Consider the following 14,491-nt stretch of genomic DNA (forward strand, 5'->3'; position numbering starts at 1 on the left):
TTCCCCGGGCGCTGCCCGGACCCGGTCCTCAAACGCCGGACGGGCTGGATTCGCTCCGCCGGACCCGTGCCTCAAGCGCCGGGCGGGCGACGCCGGCCGGAATGCAGCCCCGCCGGCGCTTGAGGCGCGGGTGCGGGCGGCGCCCGCGAAGCCCCGGGCAGCGGCCTGCCCCGTACACCGGCGGAAAGCGGTCGCTCGGCCGAGGCAAGATCCAGACGGGCCGCTACCAGCGGGTACCCGTGCGGGGCCGGGGCGGGGGCGGAGGGAGCCACCGGGTTCCGGCCAGCGGCGGGCCGGAGCCCGCCATCACACCTGAGAGAATGGAGCCATGGCTTCTGATCGTCCTCGCGCGCTCTCCGGCATCCAGCCCACCTCCGGTTCGTTCCACCTCGGGAACTACCTCGGAGCCATCCGCCAGTACGTCGCCCTGCAGGAGACGCACGACGCCTTCTACATGGTCGTCGACCTGCACGCGATCACCATGCCGCAGGATCCGAAGGATCTCCGCGCGAACACCCGCCTCTCCGCCGCGCAGCTGCTCGCCGCCGGCCTGGACCCCGAGCGCTGCACGCTCTTCATCCAGAGCCACGTGCCCGAGCACGCGCAGCTCGGCTGGGTCATGAACTGCATCACCGGTTTCGGCGAGGCCAGCCGGATGACCCAGTTCAAGGACAAGTCCGCCAAGGGCGGCGCCAACAACGCCACCGTCGGCCTGTTCACGTACCCGATCCTCCAGGTCGCCGACATCCTGCTCTACCAGGCGAACTCCGTCCCCGTCGGCGAGGACCAGCGTCAGCACATCGAGCTGACCCGCGACCTGGCCGAGCGCTTCAACCAGCGCTTCGGGCAGACCTTCACCCTCCCCGCCGCGCACATCGTCAAGGAGGTCGCGAAGATCTACGACCTCCAGGACCCGGCGATCAAGATGTCGAAGTCGGCGTCTTCCCCCAAGGGCCTGATCAACCTCCTCGACGAGCCCAAGGCCACCGAGAAGAAGATCAAGAGCGCCGTCACGGACACCGAGGCCGTGGTCCGCTTCGACGCCGAGAACAAGCCCGGCGTCAGCAACCTGCTGACGATCTACTCCACCCTCACGGGCGAGTCGATCCCCGCGCTCGAGGCCGCGTACGAGGGCAAGGGCTACGGCGCGCTCAAGACCGACCTGGCCGGCGTGATGGTCGATTTCGTCACACCGTTCAAGCAGCGCACCCAGGAGTACCTGGACGACCCGGAGACCCTGGATTCCCTGCTGGCCAAGGGCGCGGAGAAGGCCCGGGCGGTCGCCGCGGAGACCCTGGCGCAGGCGTACGACCACCTCGGTTTCCTGCCCGCGAAGCACTGACGGGCAAGCGAGGGAAAGAGGGCCCTGGCGATCTGGGGGGTGCTGCCGCCACACTGGGGCGGCAGCACACACGCGGCACACAGGCCGCACACAGGCGACGCGCAGGACGACAGGCGGAGGAGACATACGTGGGGACCGTAACGCTCGGCGTTTCGATCGCGGTCCCGGAGCCGTACGGCAGCAGCCTGCAGGAGCTGCGCGCCGGCTTCGGGGACGCTGCCGCGCACGGTATTCCCACGCACGTCACCCTCGTACCGCCGACGGAGGTGGCCGCGGACCGGCTCCCGGAGATCCGCGCCCACCTCGCCGAGGTGGCGGCCGCCGGCCGTCCCTTCCCGATGCGGCTGGCCGGTACGGGAACCTTCCGTCCCCTCTCGCCGGTCGTGTTCGTCCAGGTCGTCGAGGGCGGGACCGGCTGCACCCGGCTCCAGGGCCAGGTCCGCGACCCGGACGGGCCGCTCAGCCGGGAGCTGGCCTTCCCGTACCACCCGCACGTCACGGTCGCCCACGGGATCTCCGAGGAGGCGATGGACCTGGCGTTCAGCACCCTCGCGGACTACGAGGCCGACTGGGTCTGCTCCGGATTCGCGCTCTACGAGCAGGGCTCGGACGGGGTCTGGCGCAAGCTGCGGGAGTATCCGTTCGGCAGTGGCGCGGCCGGCGTTCCGGCGCAGCCGGGGTCGGCGACGGACAGTGCGGCGAACGCCGCGGGCGAGGCGACCGTACGCCGTTCCTGACGCAGGAACCGGAACCGGAAGCTGATCCTCCGCAGGATCAGGGCGTGGAACGGCCAAGCCGTCGGGCGAAAAGTCACAATCGACGACCGTAGTCCCCAAAAGCGGCAATCCCGGCTATTTACGACGGCTCATTTACGGTGACCGTATGGACTGGCTTACGAAACTCCCGGTGATCGGGCCCCTCGTGTCCGCGCTCATGCGGACCCACCTGTGGCGTTCGTACCAGCGGCTCGACCGCGCGCACTGGAGCCGGCTGGCCGCCGCCATCACCTTCATCAGCTTCCTCGCGCTCTTCCCGCTGATCACCGTGGCCGCCGCGATCGGCGCGGGCCTGCTGAGCCAGGAGCAGCTCGACAAGCTGCAGAAGAACCTCGCCGAGCAGGTCCCCGGCATCTCCGACCAGCTCGACATCAACGCACTCGTCGCGAACGCCGGCACGGTCGGCCTGGTCGCCGCCGGCATCCTGCTGTTCACCGGCATCGGCTGGGTCGGCTCGATGCGGGGCTGCCTGCGCGCCGTCTGGGAGAAGGACGACGAGGACGAGGGCAACCCCTTCGTCCGCAAGGGCAAGGACGGGCTCGTCCTCATCGGGCTCGGCGGCGTCGGGCTGTGCTCGGCCGCGGCTTCGATCTTCGGCTCCAGCGCGGTCGGCAAGGCCGGGGACTGGCTGGGCGTACCGCGCGAGGGTGCGGGCGGCGGCCTGCTGCGGGGCGGTGCCTTCCTCGTCGGGGTCGTGGCCGCCTTCCTGCTCCTGCTCTACGTGCTGACCCTGCTCCCGGGCGTCGAACCGCCGCGCGGCCGCCTGATCCAGGCGGCCCTCATCGGAGCGGCCGGCTTCGAGCTCCTCAAGCTGCTGCTCAGCGGGTACATCCGGGAGGTCGCCACCAAGAGCATGTACGGGGCCTTCGGCGTACCGATCGCGCTGCTGATCTGGATCAACCTCACGGCGAAGCTGCTGCTGTTCTGCGCCGCCTGGACGGCGACTCGTGACGACACCGACGGGGACGGGGTGGAGGACCCGGAGCCGGGCTCCGAGTCCGCCGGGCCCTCAGGGGCCGCCGGATCCTCCGGGGTCTCCGAGACCCCCGGGTCCTCCGGCGCGGGCGCTACGCCCGGCCGCGAGCCCGGCGGCCGCGCCCCCGCGGCCAGCGCCGGTTGACCGCGTAGGTGCCACCGGCCACGACGGCCAGCACCCCGCCCGCGATGCCCAGGGCCGTGCCGATCCCGCCGCCCGAGTCGCCGGACGCCGACGGGTTGTTCTCGTGGGACTGGGCCGGGGAGCCGTGCGAGGTGGTGTCCGCGCTCTTCGGCGGCACGAGCTCACCCACCGGCTTGACCTTGCCGGAGGCCGCGAAGCCCCAGTCGAGGAGGTCGGCGGTCTCCTCGTACACGGAGTTGGCCCCGCCGGTCCCCGGGTTCATGACCGTGACCAGCAGCTTCTTGTTGCCGCGCTGGGCGGCGCCGGTGAAGGTGGAGCCGGCCATCGTGGTGTTGCCGTTCTTGACTCCAGCAATGCCTTTGTAGGGGGCGATGCCGCCGGCGCCGGTCATCAGCCGGTTGGTGTTCTGGATCTCGAAGGTCTCGCGCGGCTTGCCGGGCTCCTGCTTGCCGGGGAACTTCGCGCTGGCCGTGCCGCAGTACTCGCGGAAGTCCTGCTTCTGCAGTCCGGAGCGGGCGATGAGGGTGAGGTCGTACGCGCTGGAGACCTGGCCCGGGGCGTCGTAGCCGTCCGGGGAGACCACGTGCGTGTCCAGGGCCTGCAGCTCCTCGGCGTGGGCCTGCATGTCCTTGACGGTCTTCTCGACGCCGCCGTTCATGGCCGAGAGCACGTGCACGGCGTCGTTGCCGGAGCGCAGGAACACCCCGAGCCACAGGTCGTGGACGGTGTACTCGGCGTCCTCCTTGATCCCGACGAGGCTGGAGCCGGAACCGACCCCGTCGAGCTCCCGGTCGGTGACCTTGTGGACCTGCTCCTTGGGCAGCCCCGGCAGCACGGTGTCGGCGAAGAGCATCTTCATGGTGGAGGCCGGGGGGAGCCGCCAGTGTGCGTTGTGCGCCGCGAGGACCTCGCCCGTCTCGGCGTCGGCCACGATCCAGGACCGGCCCGTCAGGTTCCCCGGCAGCGCGGGAGCGCCGGGCAGCGGGTTGACCTGCGTACCGGGCTGCCCGAGCGCGGCGCCGCCGACCGTCGACATCGAGGCGGGCGGCGCGGGCGCCTTGGCGGGCTGCCCCTTCCCGTCGGCGGGCGGCGTGGGTGTGGGCGTCGGCGACGGCGCGGCGTGCGCGGGCGAGGCGAACAGCGCCGGCAGCAGCAGCACGGGGAGCACGGCGGAAACGACCGTCAGTGCGGTCTTCTTGGCAGACACGCAGGTGAAAGTACATCCCGATCCTGTGATCAGCGGCATGGTTGGGCCAACCCGCCGCAACCACCGCCGGGACAGCCCACCCGCGCGCGTCCGTCCCGGCGACGAATCCGATACTGAGGTCATGAAACTCAGCCGCGCCGCTTCCTGGTTCCTGCTCGCCTTCGGCGCGTGGAGCTGGTTCATCTGGGTGTCTTTCATTCGGAACCTGTGGAAGGACGGCAGCGGTCTGGCGTTCGACGATGCGGGTAACCCGACCGGCTACTTCTGGGTCCACCTTCTCCTGGCAGTCACGTCCTTTCTCCTGGGGACGGCCGTCGGAGTGATCGGGTTGCGCGGGGTGCGGGCGTTGCGGCGCGCATCACGCCGGGGTCCGGGCGGGGGTCCGGGCGCATGACGATCGCACTGGCCGTGGCCGCGGTCCTGCTCGTACTGGCCCTCCTGGCGCTGGTCCACCGCTGGCTCTGGATCCGCCTGGTCCGGGACACCACCGCCCCGGGCGGCCGCACCCGCCGCGCGGGCACGGCCCTGGCCTTCGCCCTCCCGCTCCTCGCCCTGGCCGCCCTGGTCGCGGGCCGCGCGGGAGCCCCCTTCTGGCTCCAGCGCACGGTCTCCTGGCCGGGCTACCTCTGGCTGGCCGTCCTCCTCTACCTGACCCTGGCCATGCTCGTGGCGGAGGCCGCCCGAGCGGTATGGCTCCGCGGATCGAAGGGCCTCCTGGCGGCCCCGGCCGACACCCGGTCCGGAGCAACCGGGCCCGGCCCCACGCCGACGCCCGCGGCCCCCACGGGGGCGGAGCCCCGCCCTGAGCCCACGCCCGCCGACCTCGCGGCGGGCAGTGCCCCCACGGGGTCCGGGGCGGAGCCCCGGTTTCGGGAAGGGGCGGGGAGGGGAACAGCGCCGCAGGCCACGCTCGCAGCCCCGGGCGAGCCCGCGGCCCCCACCGCCGGGCAGGACCCCGACGCGACCGCCCCGCAGGGGCGCGGCCCCGAGGCCGGCGGCCAGGCGGCCGGGAGCAGCCCGGTGGCGGCCGGCCCCGACGGCCTCAGCCGCCGGAGGTTCGCGCGCGTCGCGGCCGGGGCGGCCGGCGCGGCAGCGGTCGGCACCGTCGGCTACGGCGCCTACGGAGTCCTCCGCGGGCCCCGCGTCAAGCGCGTCCAGGTCCCCCTCGCCAAACTGCCCCGCGCCGCCCACGGCTTCCGCATCGCCGTCGTCAGCGACATCCACCTCGGCCCGGTGCTCGGCCGCGCCCACACCACCCGCATCGTCGACACCATCAACCGCACCCAGCCCGACCTCATCGCCGTCGTCGGCGACCTCGTGGACGGCAACGTGCGCGACCTCGGGCCCGCCGCCGAGCCGCTGCGCGGCCTGCGCGCGCGGCACGGCTCGTACTTCGTGACCGGCAACCACGAGTACTTCTCCGGCGCGCAGCAGTGGGTGGACCACGTCCGCGAGCTCGGCCTGACGCCCCTGGAGAACGCCCGCCGCGCGCTCCCGCACTTCGACCTCGCCGGCGTCAACGACATCCAGGGGGAGTCCGAGGGTCACGGCCCCGACTTCGCCGCGGCCCTCGGTGACCGCGACCGCGCGCGCAGCTCCGTACTCCTCGCCCACCAGCCCGTCGTCATCGACGAGGCGGTCCGGTACGGAGTCGACCTCCAGTTGTCCGGCCACACCCACGGCGGCCAGCTCTGGCCCGGCAACTACCTCGCCGAGCTCGCCAACCCCACCGTCGCCGGGCTGGAGCGCTACGGGGACACCCAGCTCTACGTATCGCGCGGCGCGGGCGCCTGGGGGCCGCCGGTCCGGGTCGGAGCTCCGTCGGACATCACAGTCGTCGAACTCGCCTCATATCAGGCCTGAACCACCCGAACCTTCAAGGACACACCGCAAATCGGCCTTCCCGAGGCTGAAATTCCGTGATGGGATGACCGATAATCGGATAGCTGGTCGTGCACTTCGGTGTACGACACGTGGGGTGGAGTCAAGGATGTTGCGGTCTGTCCGCTCGAAAGTCATCGCGGCCGGGCTGGTCCTCGGCGTCGCAGGCGTCGCCACCTGGCAGTTGCTGCCGCAGGACGCGGGCGACGGCAAGGCGATCCGCGTCGGTACGAGCGACGTGGTCTCCTCCCTCGACCCCGCGGGGGCGTACGACGCCGGCTCCTGGGCCCTGTTCAGCAACGTCTACCAGTCGCTGCTGACCATCAAGACCGGCTCGGACACCCCGGTGCCCGACGCCGCCTCCTCCTGCCAGTTCATCGGGGCGAAGCTCACCACGTACCAGTGCGAGCTGCGCTCGGACGTGAAGTTCTCCTCCGGCCGCGCGATCACCGCCGAGGACGTCAAGCACTCCTTCGACCGCATCAAGGCCATCAACTCCGACCAGGGGCCGGCGCCGCTGTTCAACACCCTGGAGTCGGTCAAGGCCGAGGGCCGCACGGTCACCTTCAACCTGTCGGCCGGCGACGCCACCTTCCCCTTCAAGATCGCGACGGGCGCCGCCTCGATCGTGGACAAGGAGAAGTACCCGGCCAAGGAGCTGCGCGAGGGCGACAAGGTCGACGGCTCCGGCCCGTTCACCCTCGGCGAGTACGTGGCGGGCACGAGCGCCGAGCTCAAGCCGAACACCTCGTACAAGGGCCAGGCCAAGATCTCCAAGAGCCCGGTCACCGTCCGGTACTTCAAGGACTCCGCGCAGCTCGAGCAGGCCTGGAACGACCACGGCATCGAGGTCGCCCACCGCGATATGCCGCCGGCCGTCCTCGCCGCCCTCAACCCGGGCCTGAAGGACACCCGGTACCAGGCCTCGGGCGGTACGGAGATCCGCAGCATGGTCTTCAACATCCGCGGCGGCTCCACGGTGGCCCAGCCCGCCGTCCGCCAGGCCGTCGCGGCGGTCCTGGACCGCGCCAAGGTGGCCGGCGAGGTCTACAAGGGGACCGTCACCCCGCTGTACTCGCTCGTCCCGGCGGGCATCGCCGCCCACAGCACCCCGTTCTTCGACGCCTGGCCGAACCCGAACGGCGTCGCGGCGAAGAAGCTGCTCAAGGACGCCGGGGTCACCGCCCCGGTCTCGATCAACCTCGGGGTCAACGTGCGCGGCGCGAACGTCGCCGAGGCCGAGGAGATCAAGAAGCAGCTGGAGAGCACGGGCCTGTTCCACCTGACCATCAAGCCGGTCGAGAAGTGGAGCGACTTCCAGAAGGGGTACGCGGCGGGCGAGTTCGACGCCTACACCATCGGCTGGATCGCCGACTTCCCGGACGCGGACAACTTCCTCGCCCCGCTCGTCGGCGCAGACTCCTCCATGAACAACGGCTTCTCCGACAAGGCCGTCGACGACCTCATCACCCGCACCCAGTCCTTCTCGGACCGCGGCGCCGCGGCGGCCGACTTCCGCGAACTGCAGAAGCTGGTCGCCCAGCAGGTCCCGATGCTGCCGATCTGGCAGAAGAAGGACTACGTGATGTCCCGCGAGGCCGTCACCGGCGCCCAGTACCTCTCGGACGGCACGGGCGTCTGGCGCCTGTGGGACCTCAACTGGCTCTGACCCCGAGGGGGCCGGGGCTGTCAGAGGCGGCGGCTAGCGTGAGGCCGTGCTGATGCCGTGCCCGGTGGGCGACGTCGAGGGTCCCGACGACGCCGCCTACCTGCCCCGCCTGGAGATGTCCCTCCGCCCGGCCGACGCGCCGGTCACCGAGCCGGTGGCTAAGTTCGGCGGCGCGCCGGTCTGGCTGGCCGAGCCGTCCTGGCCGCTGCATCCCCGTACGGGGGAGCCGCTCGACTTCGTCGGCCAGTTCCCGGTCCCGGCGGAGCCCGGCGAGGAACTCCGGCTGGCGTACCTGTTCCTCGCGTACGACGACTACGAGACCGGCGGCATGGACGGGGACACCGGAGACGCCGTCCTCCTGGTCCAGCCCGGCGGCCGGATCCCCCACTTCGCGGTGATCGGGCCGCCCGGGACGACCGGGCGCTCGCTCTGGAGGTTCACACCCGACGAGGAGATGGAGCCGGTCGAGTTCCGCATCGAGCTCAGCCAGGTCGACCCCGATGAGCGCTATGTGGAGCGCGAGCTCGACAACGGGTACGCCTTCTTCGACAACCACATGGGTGGCAGGCCCACCTACCCCGACTGGGCCCTCCAGGAGGCGCCCTGGCGGTTCTTCTTCCGACTCGAAGACGCCGCCGGCGGTGGGCCCTTCTTCCTCAACTTCGGCGGCGGCGCGGGATTCGCCTGCCTGAGCCCGGACCGGCTCGAGGGCCGGTTCGACTGGGCCGGCGCCTGACCGGCCCCGGCCGACGGGTGTGCGGGGGCTAGTACGGTTCGGGGCCCGGGTCCGGGTCCGAGGCGCGCTTCTTGGAGACCGCCGTCTGGGCCATGCCCGGGAGGAAGTCCGCGAAGAGTTCGTGGACCTCGCGGACCAGCGGGCGCAGGACGCGGAACCGGGCCAGGATGATGCCCCGGGTCGTCAGCTGCGCGCCGCGGTCGGCGAGGCGCCGCGTCTTCTCGCTGTTCGGGGAGCGGTCGAAGACCCAGTAGAGGACCAGGCCCATCTGCGAGAGCCACATCAGCTCCGGCAGTACGTCGGCCAGTTCGTCGGGGACCTTGGTCTTCGCGCCCGCCAGCACCTCGCGGTGCATGTCGATGGCCTGCTTGCGGGCCGGCTCCGACTCCGGGGAGAACGGGCTCAGCGGGCTCTCCGGGTCGGCGGCGTTCTTGAAGAACTGCGACGCGAACTCGTGGTACGGCGCCGCGATGTCCAGCCAGCTGGTCAGCACGCCCGCGAGCCGCTTCTGCAGATCGGTCTCGCTGTCCAGGATGGGCCGGACCGCCGCCAGGTGCGCGGCGCCGATCCGGTCGTAGAACCCCTGGACCAGGTGTTCCTTCGACTGGAAGTAGTAGTAGGCGTTGCCGACCGATACCCCGGCCTCCTTGGCGATACCGCGCATCGTCGTCTTGTCGAACCCGCGCTCCTGGAAGAGACGGAGCGCGGTCTCGAGAATGAGCGTGCGGGTCTGCTCGCTCTTGGGAGCCTTCTGATCAGTCACGGTGCATGAGCCTATCGGGGTGCGGGGCAGTGGTCGTCACAGGCCGGTTCCTCCTGCCCTTCGGAGCCGTCCCGCACAGCCTCCCGCCATTTGGAGGCCGTGTACATGGCGGCCTTGGCGAAGGGCCGGCCGGCCGGGGTGGCCAGCCAGTTCGCCTTCGGACGGTGCTCGGCCAGCGCCCACAGGCAGACGATGAAGGCGTCCGTCCCGGTCCACACCTGACCGGCGTCCCCGATGACGGTGATCTCCCGCAGCGTCGAGGCGTGATCGAGCTGCGGGTAGCGGCGCTGGGCCTCGAAGGAGGCCGCGGGCAGGAGCCGGAGGGGCACCAGCCAGCGCTGGGCGAGCAGCCAGTGCCTGATGTGCACGCAGAGCGGGCACTTGGCGTCGTAGAGCACCGTCAGGTGCCGGGTCGCGGCGGTGGCCACGGTGATCAGGCCCCGGCGGGTGCGGTCCACCCCTGGGGGGCGACCGGCGGGGTCTGCTGGCGCTCCATGATGCCGCGCCGACGCATCTTGTTGAGCACCCAGACGTTGCTCAGGTGCATGAAGCCGAGGACCAGGAGTACGACGCCGAGCTTGACCGACAGCGCTTCGAAGAGGCCGCGGGCCGAGACGATCTCCTCGGCCGACCGGAGGTAGAGGGTCACGAAGCCGATGTTGACGAGGTAGAACCCGACGACCAGGAGCTGGTTGACGGCGTCCGCGAGCTTCTCGTTCCCCTGCAGGACGTCGGCTATGAAGATGCGGCCGTTGCGGCTGAGCGTGCGGGCCACCCAGACGGTGAGTCCGATGCTGATGACCAGGTAGATGACGTACGCGACCACGGTGAGGTCCATTGCCCTCAGCCCCCTTGAACGTGTTCAACTGCTGACGTCCCTGACTGTAGACCTCTTTTTGAACAGGTTCAAGCGAATGGCGCGGCCTGCTTCTCAGACACCTCCGGAGCTCGGCGCGCGCAGGAAGTCCAGGAGGAGGCGGGTGGTTTCCGTCGGGCGTTCCAGGGAGGGCAGGTGACCGGCCCAGGGGAGTTCGACGTGGGTGGCGCCGGGGACGAGGGCGGGGAGCTCGGCCGCGATGCGGCGGAACTCGGAGATGTCGTGCGCGCCGCCGACGGCGAGGACGGGGGCGGTGACGGCGGACAGGTCGACCGCGGGCGCCGGGAGTTCGTGGTCGCCGGTGGCGGCCGGCTCGGACCGGAAGTTCCCCAGCTGCATGTCCCGTACGAGGCGGTGGGCCTCGGCGTCGGCGTCCGGGCCGAGCCACTGCCGGGCGTTGAGCTCGGCCGCGCCCACCAGGTCCCCGGCGTCGAGCAGGGCGTCCTCGGCCGCCCCGAACGCCCGCTGCTCCGGGCCGGGCTCGTGCCCGGGCCGTACGGGGCACAGCAGCGCCAGCGCGCCCACCCGGTCCGGATGCAGCGCGGCGAGCGTCAGCGCGACCTGCCCGCCGTAGGAGGCCCCGACGATCGAGGCCCGCCGCATCCCGAGGTGGTCCAGGAGCTCCCGTACGTCGCCGTGGTCGCTGTACGGGACCTCGGAGGCGGGGGACTGCCCGCAGGTCCGGAAGTCCGCCCGGACCACCCGGAACCCGGCGGCGGCCAGCGGCCCCCACTGCGGCTCCCACATCCGCCGGTCGCACACGGAGGAGTGCAGCAGTACGACGGCCGGCCCGCCCTCGGGCCCGTCCACATCATGAGAAAGGATCATCCGGAGATCCTCCGCGACCGGACCCCCGCGCGCCACCGGATTCGTGCCGGGTCGCGCTACATGCTGAGCGCGCGGGCCTGGTTGATCTGGGTCATGACCCACATGTACGTGCCCTGGTCGACGGCCGGGATCATCGTGGAGTGGTGGCGGCCGGCGCTGTTGACCGTGATCTGGATGTAGCCCGTCGTGCGGCGTTCCTTCATCAGGAGGAAGAACAGGCCGAGCAGGCAGAACAGGAAGAAGATGACCGCCAGCACGATCGCGTGCGCCGGGATCTTCTCCTCCGTCCGCGAGAGGTCCGTGGCGCTCCAGACCGCGCCCCGGAGCGGCATGTTGCCCGACGGGGTGATGATCTGGTCCCCGGCGATGGTGATGTCGCCCAGGGACAGGCCGGCCGCCGGGTACCCCATGGGGGCCGGCGCCGTCGCGGGCATCGGGGCGGGGGACTGGGCGGGGATGCCAGCACCGCCGATGGTCGGCTGGTAGGCCGGGGGCTGCGGATAGCCGTAGCCGGGCTGGGCCGGACCCGGCGGCGGGTAGCCGTAGCCGGGTTGTGCCGGGTAGCCGTAACTCGGCTGTCCCGGAGTGGCGTTGTAATCCTTGTGGCCGCCCGGGCCGGGATCGCTCGCGTACGGATTGGGCTGCTGCTCGCTCATGGGCTCGATAATTTCACAGGCCCCCGCAGGCCAGTAGGCCGATTGTCGGTGCCGGGTCCTAATCTCCGGGCATGGGAAGCGTGATGTTCGTCGACGAGACGACTGCCGGGGGCCGCTGTGACGGCTGGGGAATGGAGATCGCCGAAGAGCGGCTCGCGCTGCGCGAGTTGATCCGCAGGCGGATATTCCAGGAAGTGGCCGAGTCCGAGGCGGCCCGCAGCCGCCTGGTGCGGCCGGCCGCGGAGGGCGGCCGGGTGGACCCGCGGGCGCAGGCGGAGGCGGCGTTCGCCGCCTTCGCGCGCAACGGGTTCCTGGTCCTGGTGGGGGACCGTCAGATCACCGACCTGGACGAGGAGATCGACCTCCCGCTCGGCACCGAGGTCACCTTCCTCAAGCTCGTCGCGCTGGTGGGTGGCTGACATGGCGACCGACCTCGACCGGGCGACCCGGCAGGCCTTCGAGCAACTGGGGCGAATCCATCACACCGGCGGTGGCAGTTGGTCGACGCGGGTGCACGGCGAACTGGCCGCGGGGCGCGCCATCCCGCCCGCCGCCGTGGCCGCGCTGCGGCGCAGTGCCCTCATCTCCTACAACACCTCCGACCTGCACGCGGCCGTCAGCCAGTTGACCGGTCCCGTCCTCAACGTCGGCGAACAGTGGGCCGACGAGGCCCTGGCCGACGGCCGCTGGGACGCGCTGCTCGCCCACGCCGCGACCGCCACCGCCGCCCGGCCCACCGCCAAGTGGGAGAAGACCGCCCGCGCGCTCGTGGAGGAGAACGCCGCCGGCCCCGACGCCCTGCGCGAGGCCGCCACCGGCTGGCTCGCGCTCGTCGATCGTCCGCGCACCATCGAGCTGACGGACATCTGGTACGACAAGCAGCTCGACCCCTACAACGCCAACGCCCTGCGCGGACTGGCCTGGACGCTCGCCCTGCTGCCCGCGCACCCCGAGATACCGCGAGCCCTCGGCAAGCTCGTGGAGACCTGCCTGCGCAAGGTCCCCGGGCTCGGCCCGCGCAATCCCAAGGTGGCCAACGCCGGGGTCGTGGCCCTGTCCCGGGCCGAGGGCGAGGCGGCGCTGGCCGAGCTGGCCCGGCTGGCGGCCCGGGTGACCTTCAAGGGCACCCTGAAGGTCATCGACACGGCCCTGGAGGCCCGCGCCGAGGCGCTCGGGCTGGGCCGGGAGGAGATCGAGGAGCTCGCCGTTTCCGCGTACGGGCTCACGGAGGTCGGGCGCGCCGAGTTCCCCTTCGGGGAGGCCCTCGCCGTACTGGAGGTCCGCGGGCCGAAGGCCGTGCTGTCCTGGCGCAACGCCGCCGGCAGGGCGGTCAAGAGCGTGCCCGCCGCCGTCCGCCAGGACCACGCCGAGGAGCTCAAGGAGCTCAAGGCGGCCGTGAAGGACATCGACAGGATGCTCTCCGCCCAGGCGGAGCGCCTCGACCGCCAGTTCCTCGCCCGCCGCACCTGGGCCTACCGGACCTGGCGCGAGCGGTACCTGGACCATCCGCTGAGCGGCACCCTCGCCCGCCGCCTCGTCTGGACGGTCGCCGGCACCCCCGCGGTGTACGACGGCACCGACATCCGCAGCGTCGCGGGCGATCCCCTGTGCGTCACCGCCGACGCCGAGGTGCTGCTCTGGCACCCGATCGGCCGGCAGCCCGCCGAGGTCGCCGCCGTGCGCGAGCGCCTCGAAGCCCTCGGCATCACCCAGCCGTTCAAGCAGGCCCACCGCGAGGTCTACCCGCTCACCGAGGCGGAGCGGAACACCGGCACCTACTCCAACCGCTTCGCCGGCCACTTCCTGCGCCAGCACCAGTTCCACTCGCTGGCCGCCGTACGGGGCTGGCGCAACAAGCTGCGCCTCGCCGTGGACGACAGCGCGCCGCCGGCCGTGCGCGAGCTCCCGCAGTGGGGGCTGCGCGCCGAGTACTGGATCGAGGGGGACAGCGACGACCACCACGCCGACATCACCGAATCCGGCAGCTACCTGCGGCTCACCACCGACCAGGTGCGCTTCTACCCGATCGACGCCCCGCAGAACTGGGCGCACTGCGGCGGGGGCGGCGGGTACTCCATGTACCTGCCCGACGGCCGGGACCCGGTCGATCCGCTCCCGCTGACCGAGATACCCGAGCTGGTGCTCAGCGAGGTCCTGCGCGACGTGGACCTGTTCGTCGGGGTCGCCAGCGTGGGCAACGACCCCACCTGGTCCGACGGCGGCCCCCAGGGGCGCTTCCGGGAGTACTGGACCTCGTACGGGTTCGGCGAGCTCGGCCAGAGCGCCGAGACGCGGCGGACGCTGCTGGAGCGGCTGGTGCCGAGGCTGGCGATCGCCGGCCGCTGCACGGTCGAGGGCCGGTTCCTGCGCGTCGAGGGCGAGCTGCGCACTTACAGGATCCACCTCGGCTCCGGCAACATCCTGATGGAGCCCAACGACCAGTACCTGTGCATCGTGCCCAGTGCCTCCGGCGGCCCCGAGACCGGCTATCTGCCCTTCGAGGGGGACCGGACCCTGGCCGTGATCCTGAGCAAGGCGATGCTGCTGGCCGACGACACCGCGATCACGGACCCGACGATCACCAGCCAGATCCGCAGGGGCTGACACGCCGAAGGCCCCGCGCCCGGTGCGAACAC

Annotated in this window: 15 protein-coding genes; 9 read left to right on the forward strand and 6 right to left on the reverse strand. The window is 71.6% G+C overall.

Features of this window, described 5'->3' with window-relative positions:
* Nucleotides 1–328 precede the first annotated feature (328 nt).
* The 3 genes from trpS (at nt 329) to ACWGDE_RS14430 (ending at nt 3,238) form a co-directional block, all read left to right on the forward strand.
* Nucleotides 329–1,342, forward strand: coding sequence for a tryptophan--tRNA ligase (trpS, locus tag ACWGDE_RS14420; protein ID WP_274549161.1), 1,014 nt, complete (start codon nt 329–331; stop codon nt 1,340–1,342).
* 128 nt (nt 1,343–1,470) lie between these two features.
* Nucleotides 1,471–2,079, forward strand: coding sequence for a 2'-5' RNA ligase family protein (locus ACWGDE_RS14425; protein ID WP_453389301.1), 609 nt, complete (start codon nt 1,471–1,473; stop codon nt 2,077–2,079).
* Nucleotides 2,080–2,224: 145 nt separating this feature from the next.
* Nucleotides 2,225–3,238, forward strand: coding sequence for a YihY/virulence factor BrkB family protein (locus tag ACWGDE_RS14430; RefSeq protein ID WP_453389302.1), 1,014 nt, complete (start codon nt 2,225–2,227; stop codon nt 3,236–3,238).
* Here ACWGDE_RS14430 and ACWGDE_RS14435 read toward each other — a convergent pair.
* Nucleotides 3,186–4,445: a D-alanyl-D-alanine carboxypeptidase family protein gene (locus ACWGDE_RS14435; RefSeq protein WP_453389303.1), complete on the reverse strand. Its 1,260-nt coding sequence runs from the start codon at nt 4,443–4,445 to the stop codon at nt 3,186–3,188. The two genes, ACWGDE_RS14430 and ACWGDE_RS14435, sit on opposite strands and share 53 nt — an antisense overlap.
* A 121-nt stretch (nt 4,446–4,566) precedes the next feature.
* On the opposite strand from ACWGDE_RS14435, the gene ACWGDE_RS14440 reads away from it, so the two are divergent.
* The 4 genes from ACWGDE_RS14440 (at nt 4,567) to ACWGDE_RS14455 (ending at nt 8,731) form a co-directional block, all read left to right on the forward strand.
* Nucleotides 4,567–4,839 carry an SCO4848 family membrane protein gene (locus ACWGDE_RS14440; protein WP_453389304.1) on the forward strand — a complete coding sequence of 91 codons (273 nt, stop codon included), beginning with the start codon at nt 4,567–4,569 and terminating at the stop codon, nt 4,837–4,839.
* Nucleotides 4,836–6,308, forward strand: a complete 1,473-nt coding sequence (locus tag ACWGDE_RS14445) for a metallophosphoesterase (RefSeq protein WP_453389305.1) — start codon at nt 4,836–4,838, stop codon at nt 6,306–6,308. The genes ACWGDE_RS14440 and ACWGDE_RS14445 overlap by 4 nt, the downstream gene beginning before the upstream one ends.
* Nucleotides 6,309–6,438: 130 nt before the next feature.
* Nucleotides 6,439–7,995 (forward strand): ABC transporter substrate-binding protein, encoded by a 1,557-nt coding sequence (locus tag ACWGDE_RS14450; protein WP_453389315.1) that lies wholly within the window; start codon nt 6,439–6,441, stop codon nt 7,993–7,995.
* Between the two features lie 52 nt (nt 7,996–8,047).
* On the forward strand, nt 8,048–8,731 hold the full coding sequence (locus ACWGDE_RS14455; RefSeq protein WP_453389316.1) for a hypothetical protein: 684 nt from the start codon (nt 8,048–8,050) through the stop codon (nt 8,729–8,731).
* Nucleotides 8,732–8,759: 28 nt separating this feature from the next.
* Here ACWGDE_RS14455 and ACWGDE_RS14460 read toward each other — a convergent pair whose 3' ends face one another.
* The 5 genes from ACWGDE_RS14460 to ACWGDE_RS14480 all read right to left on the reverse strand — a co-directional run bounded on the left by ACWGDE_RS14460 (nt 8,760) and on the right by ACWGDE_RS14480 (nt 11,855).
* Entirely contained in the window at nt 8,760–9,494 is a 735-nt protein-coding gene (locus tag ACWGDE_RS14460; RefSeq protein WP_453389306.1) for a TetR family transcriptional regulator, read from the reverse strand.
* 11 nt (nt 9,495–9,505) lie between these two features.
* Nucleotides 9,506–9,952 carry a thiol-disulfide oxidoreductase DCC family protein gene (locus tag ACWGDE_RS14465; protein ID WP_453389307.1) on the reverse strand — a complete coding sequence of 149 codons (447 nt, stop codon included), beginning with the start codon at nt 9,950–9,952 and terminating at the stop codon, nt 9,506–9,508.
* Complete coding sequence (locus ACWGDE_RS14470; protein WP_453389308.1) at nt 9,928–10,332, reverse strand: hypothetical protein; 405 nt, start codon at nt 10,330–10,332, stop codon at nt 9,928–9,930. Before ACWGDE_RS14470 ends, ACWGDE_RS14465 begins: the two co-directional genes overlap by 25 nt.
* 93 nt (nt 10,333–10,425) lie before the next feature.
* On the reverse strand, nt 10,426–11,199 hold the full coding sequence (locus ACWGDE_RS14475) for an alpha/beta fold hydrolase (protein ID WP_453389309.1): 774 nt from the start codon (nt 11,197–11,199) through the stop codon (nt 10,426–10,428).
* A gap of 56 nt (nt 11,200–11,255) precedes the next feature.
* Nucleotides 11,256–11,855, reverse strand: a complete 600-nt coding sequence (locus ACWGDE_RS14480; protein WP_453389310.1) for a hypothetical protein — start codon at nt 11,853–11,855, stop codon at nt 11,256–11,258.
* Between the two features lie 71 nt (nt 11,856–11,926).
* On the opposite strand from ACWGDE_RS14480, the gene ACWGDE_RS14485 reads away from it, so the two are divergent.
* Together ACWGDE_RS14485 and ACWGDE_RS14490 are read left to right on the forward strand one after the other, a co-directional pair.
* On the forward strand, nt 11,927–12,274 hold the full coding sequence (locus ACWGDE_RS14485) for a hypothetical protein (RefSeq protein WP_453389311.1): 348 nt from the start codon (nt 11,927–11,929) through the stop codon (nt 12,272–12,274).
* Nucleotide 12,275: 1 nt separating this feature from the next.
* Nucleotides 12,276–14,459, forward strand: a complete 2,184-nt coding sequence (locus tag ACWGDE_RS14490) for a DUF4132 domain-containing protein (protein ID WP_453389312.1) — start codon at nt 12,276–12,278, stop codon at nt 14,457–14,459.
* The last annotated feature ends 32 nt before the right edge of the window (nt 14,460–14,491 follow it).

It is taken from the genome of Streptomyces sp. NPDC054956 (assembly GCF_053609185.1).

What these genes read in the sequence shown, in the direction of transcription:
- ACWGDE_RS14485 (WP_453389311.1), top strand. Translation starts at nt 11,927, where the DNA reads ATGGGAAGCGTGATGTTCGTCGACGAGACGACTGCCGGGGGCCGCTGT.
- ACWGDE_RS14445 (WP_453389305.1), top strand. Translation starts at nt 4,836, where the DNA reads ATGACGATCGCACTGGCCGTGGCCGCGGTCCTGCTCGTACTGGCCCTC.
- trpS (WP_274549161.1), top strand. Translation starts at nt 329, where the DNA reads ATGGCTTCTGATCGTCCTCGCGCGCTCTCCGGCATCCAGCCCACCTCC.
- ACWGDE_RS14440 (WP_453389304.1), top strand. Translation starts at nt 4,567, where the DNA reads ATGAAACTCAGCCGCGCCGCTTCCTGGTTCCTGCTCGCCTTCGGCGCG.
- ACWGDE_RS14490 (WP_453389312.1), top strand. Translation starts at nt 12,276, where the DNA reads ATGGCGACCGACCTCGACCGGGCGACCCGGCAGGCCTTCGAGCAACTG.
- ACWGDE_RS14480 (WP_453389310.1), bottom strand. Translation starts at nt 11,855, where the DNA reads ATGAGCGAGCAGCAGCCCAATCCGTACGCGAGCGATCCCGGCCCGGGC.
- ACWGDE_RS14475 (WP_453389309.1), bottom strand. Translation starts at nt 11,199, where the DNA reads ATGATCCTTTCTCATGATGTGGACGGGCCCGAGGGCGGGCCGGCCGTC.
- ACWGDE_RS14455 (WP_453389316.1), top strand. Translation starts at nt 8,048, where the DNA reads ATGCCGTGCCCGGTGGGCGACGTCGAGGGTCCCGACGACGCCGCCTAC.
- ACWGDE_RS14470 (WP_453389308.1), bottom strand. Translation starts at nt 10,332, where the DNA reads ATGGACCTCACCGTGGTCGCGTACGTCATCTACCTGGTCATCAGCATC.
- ACWGDE_RS14430 (WP_453389302.1), top strand. Translation starts at nt 2,225, where the DNA reads ATGGACTGGCTTACGAAACTCCCGGTGATCGGGCCCCTCGTGTCCGCG.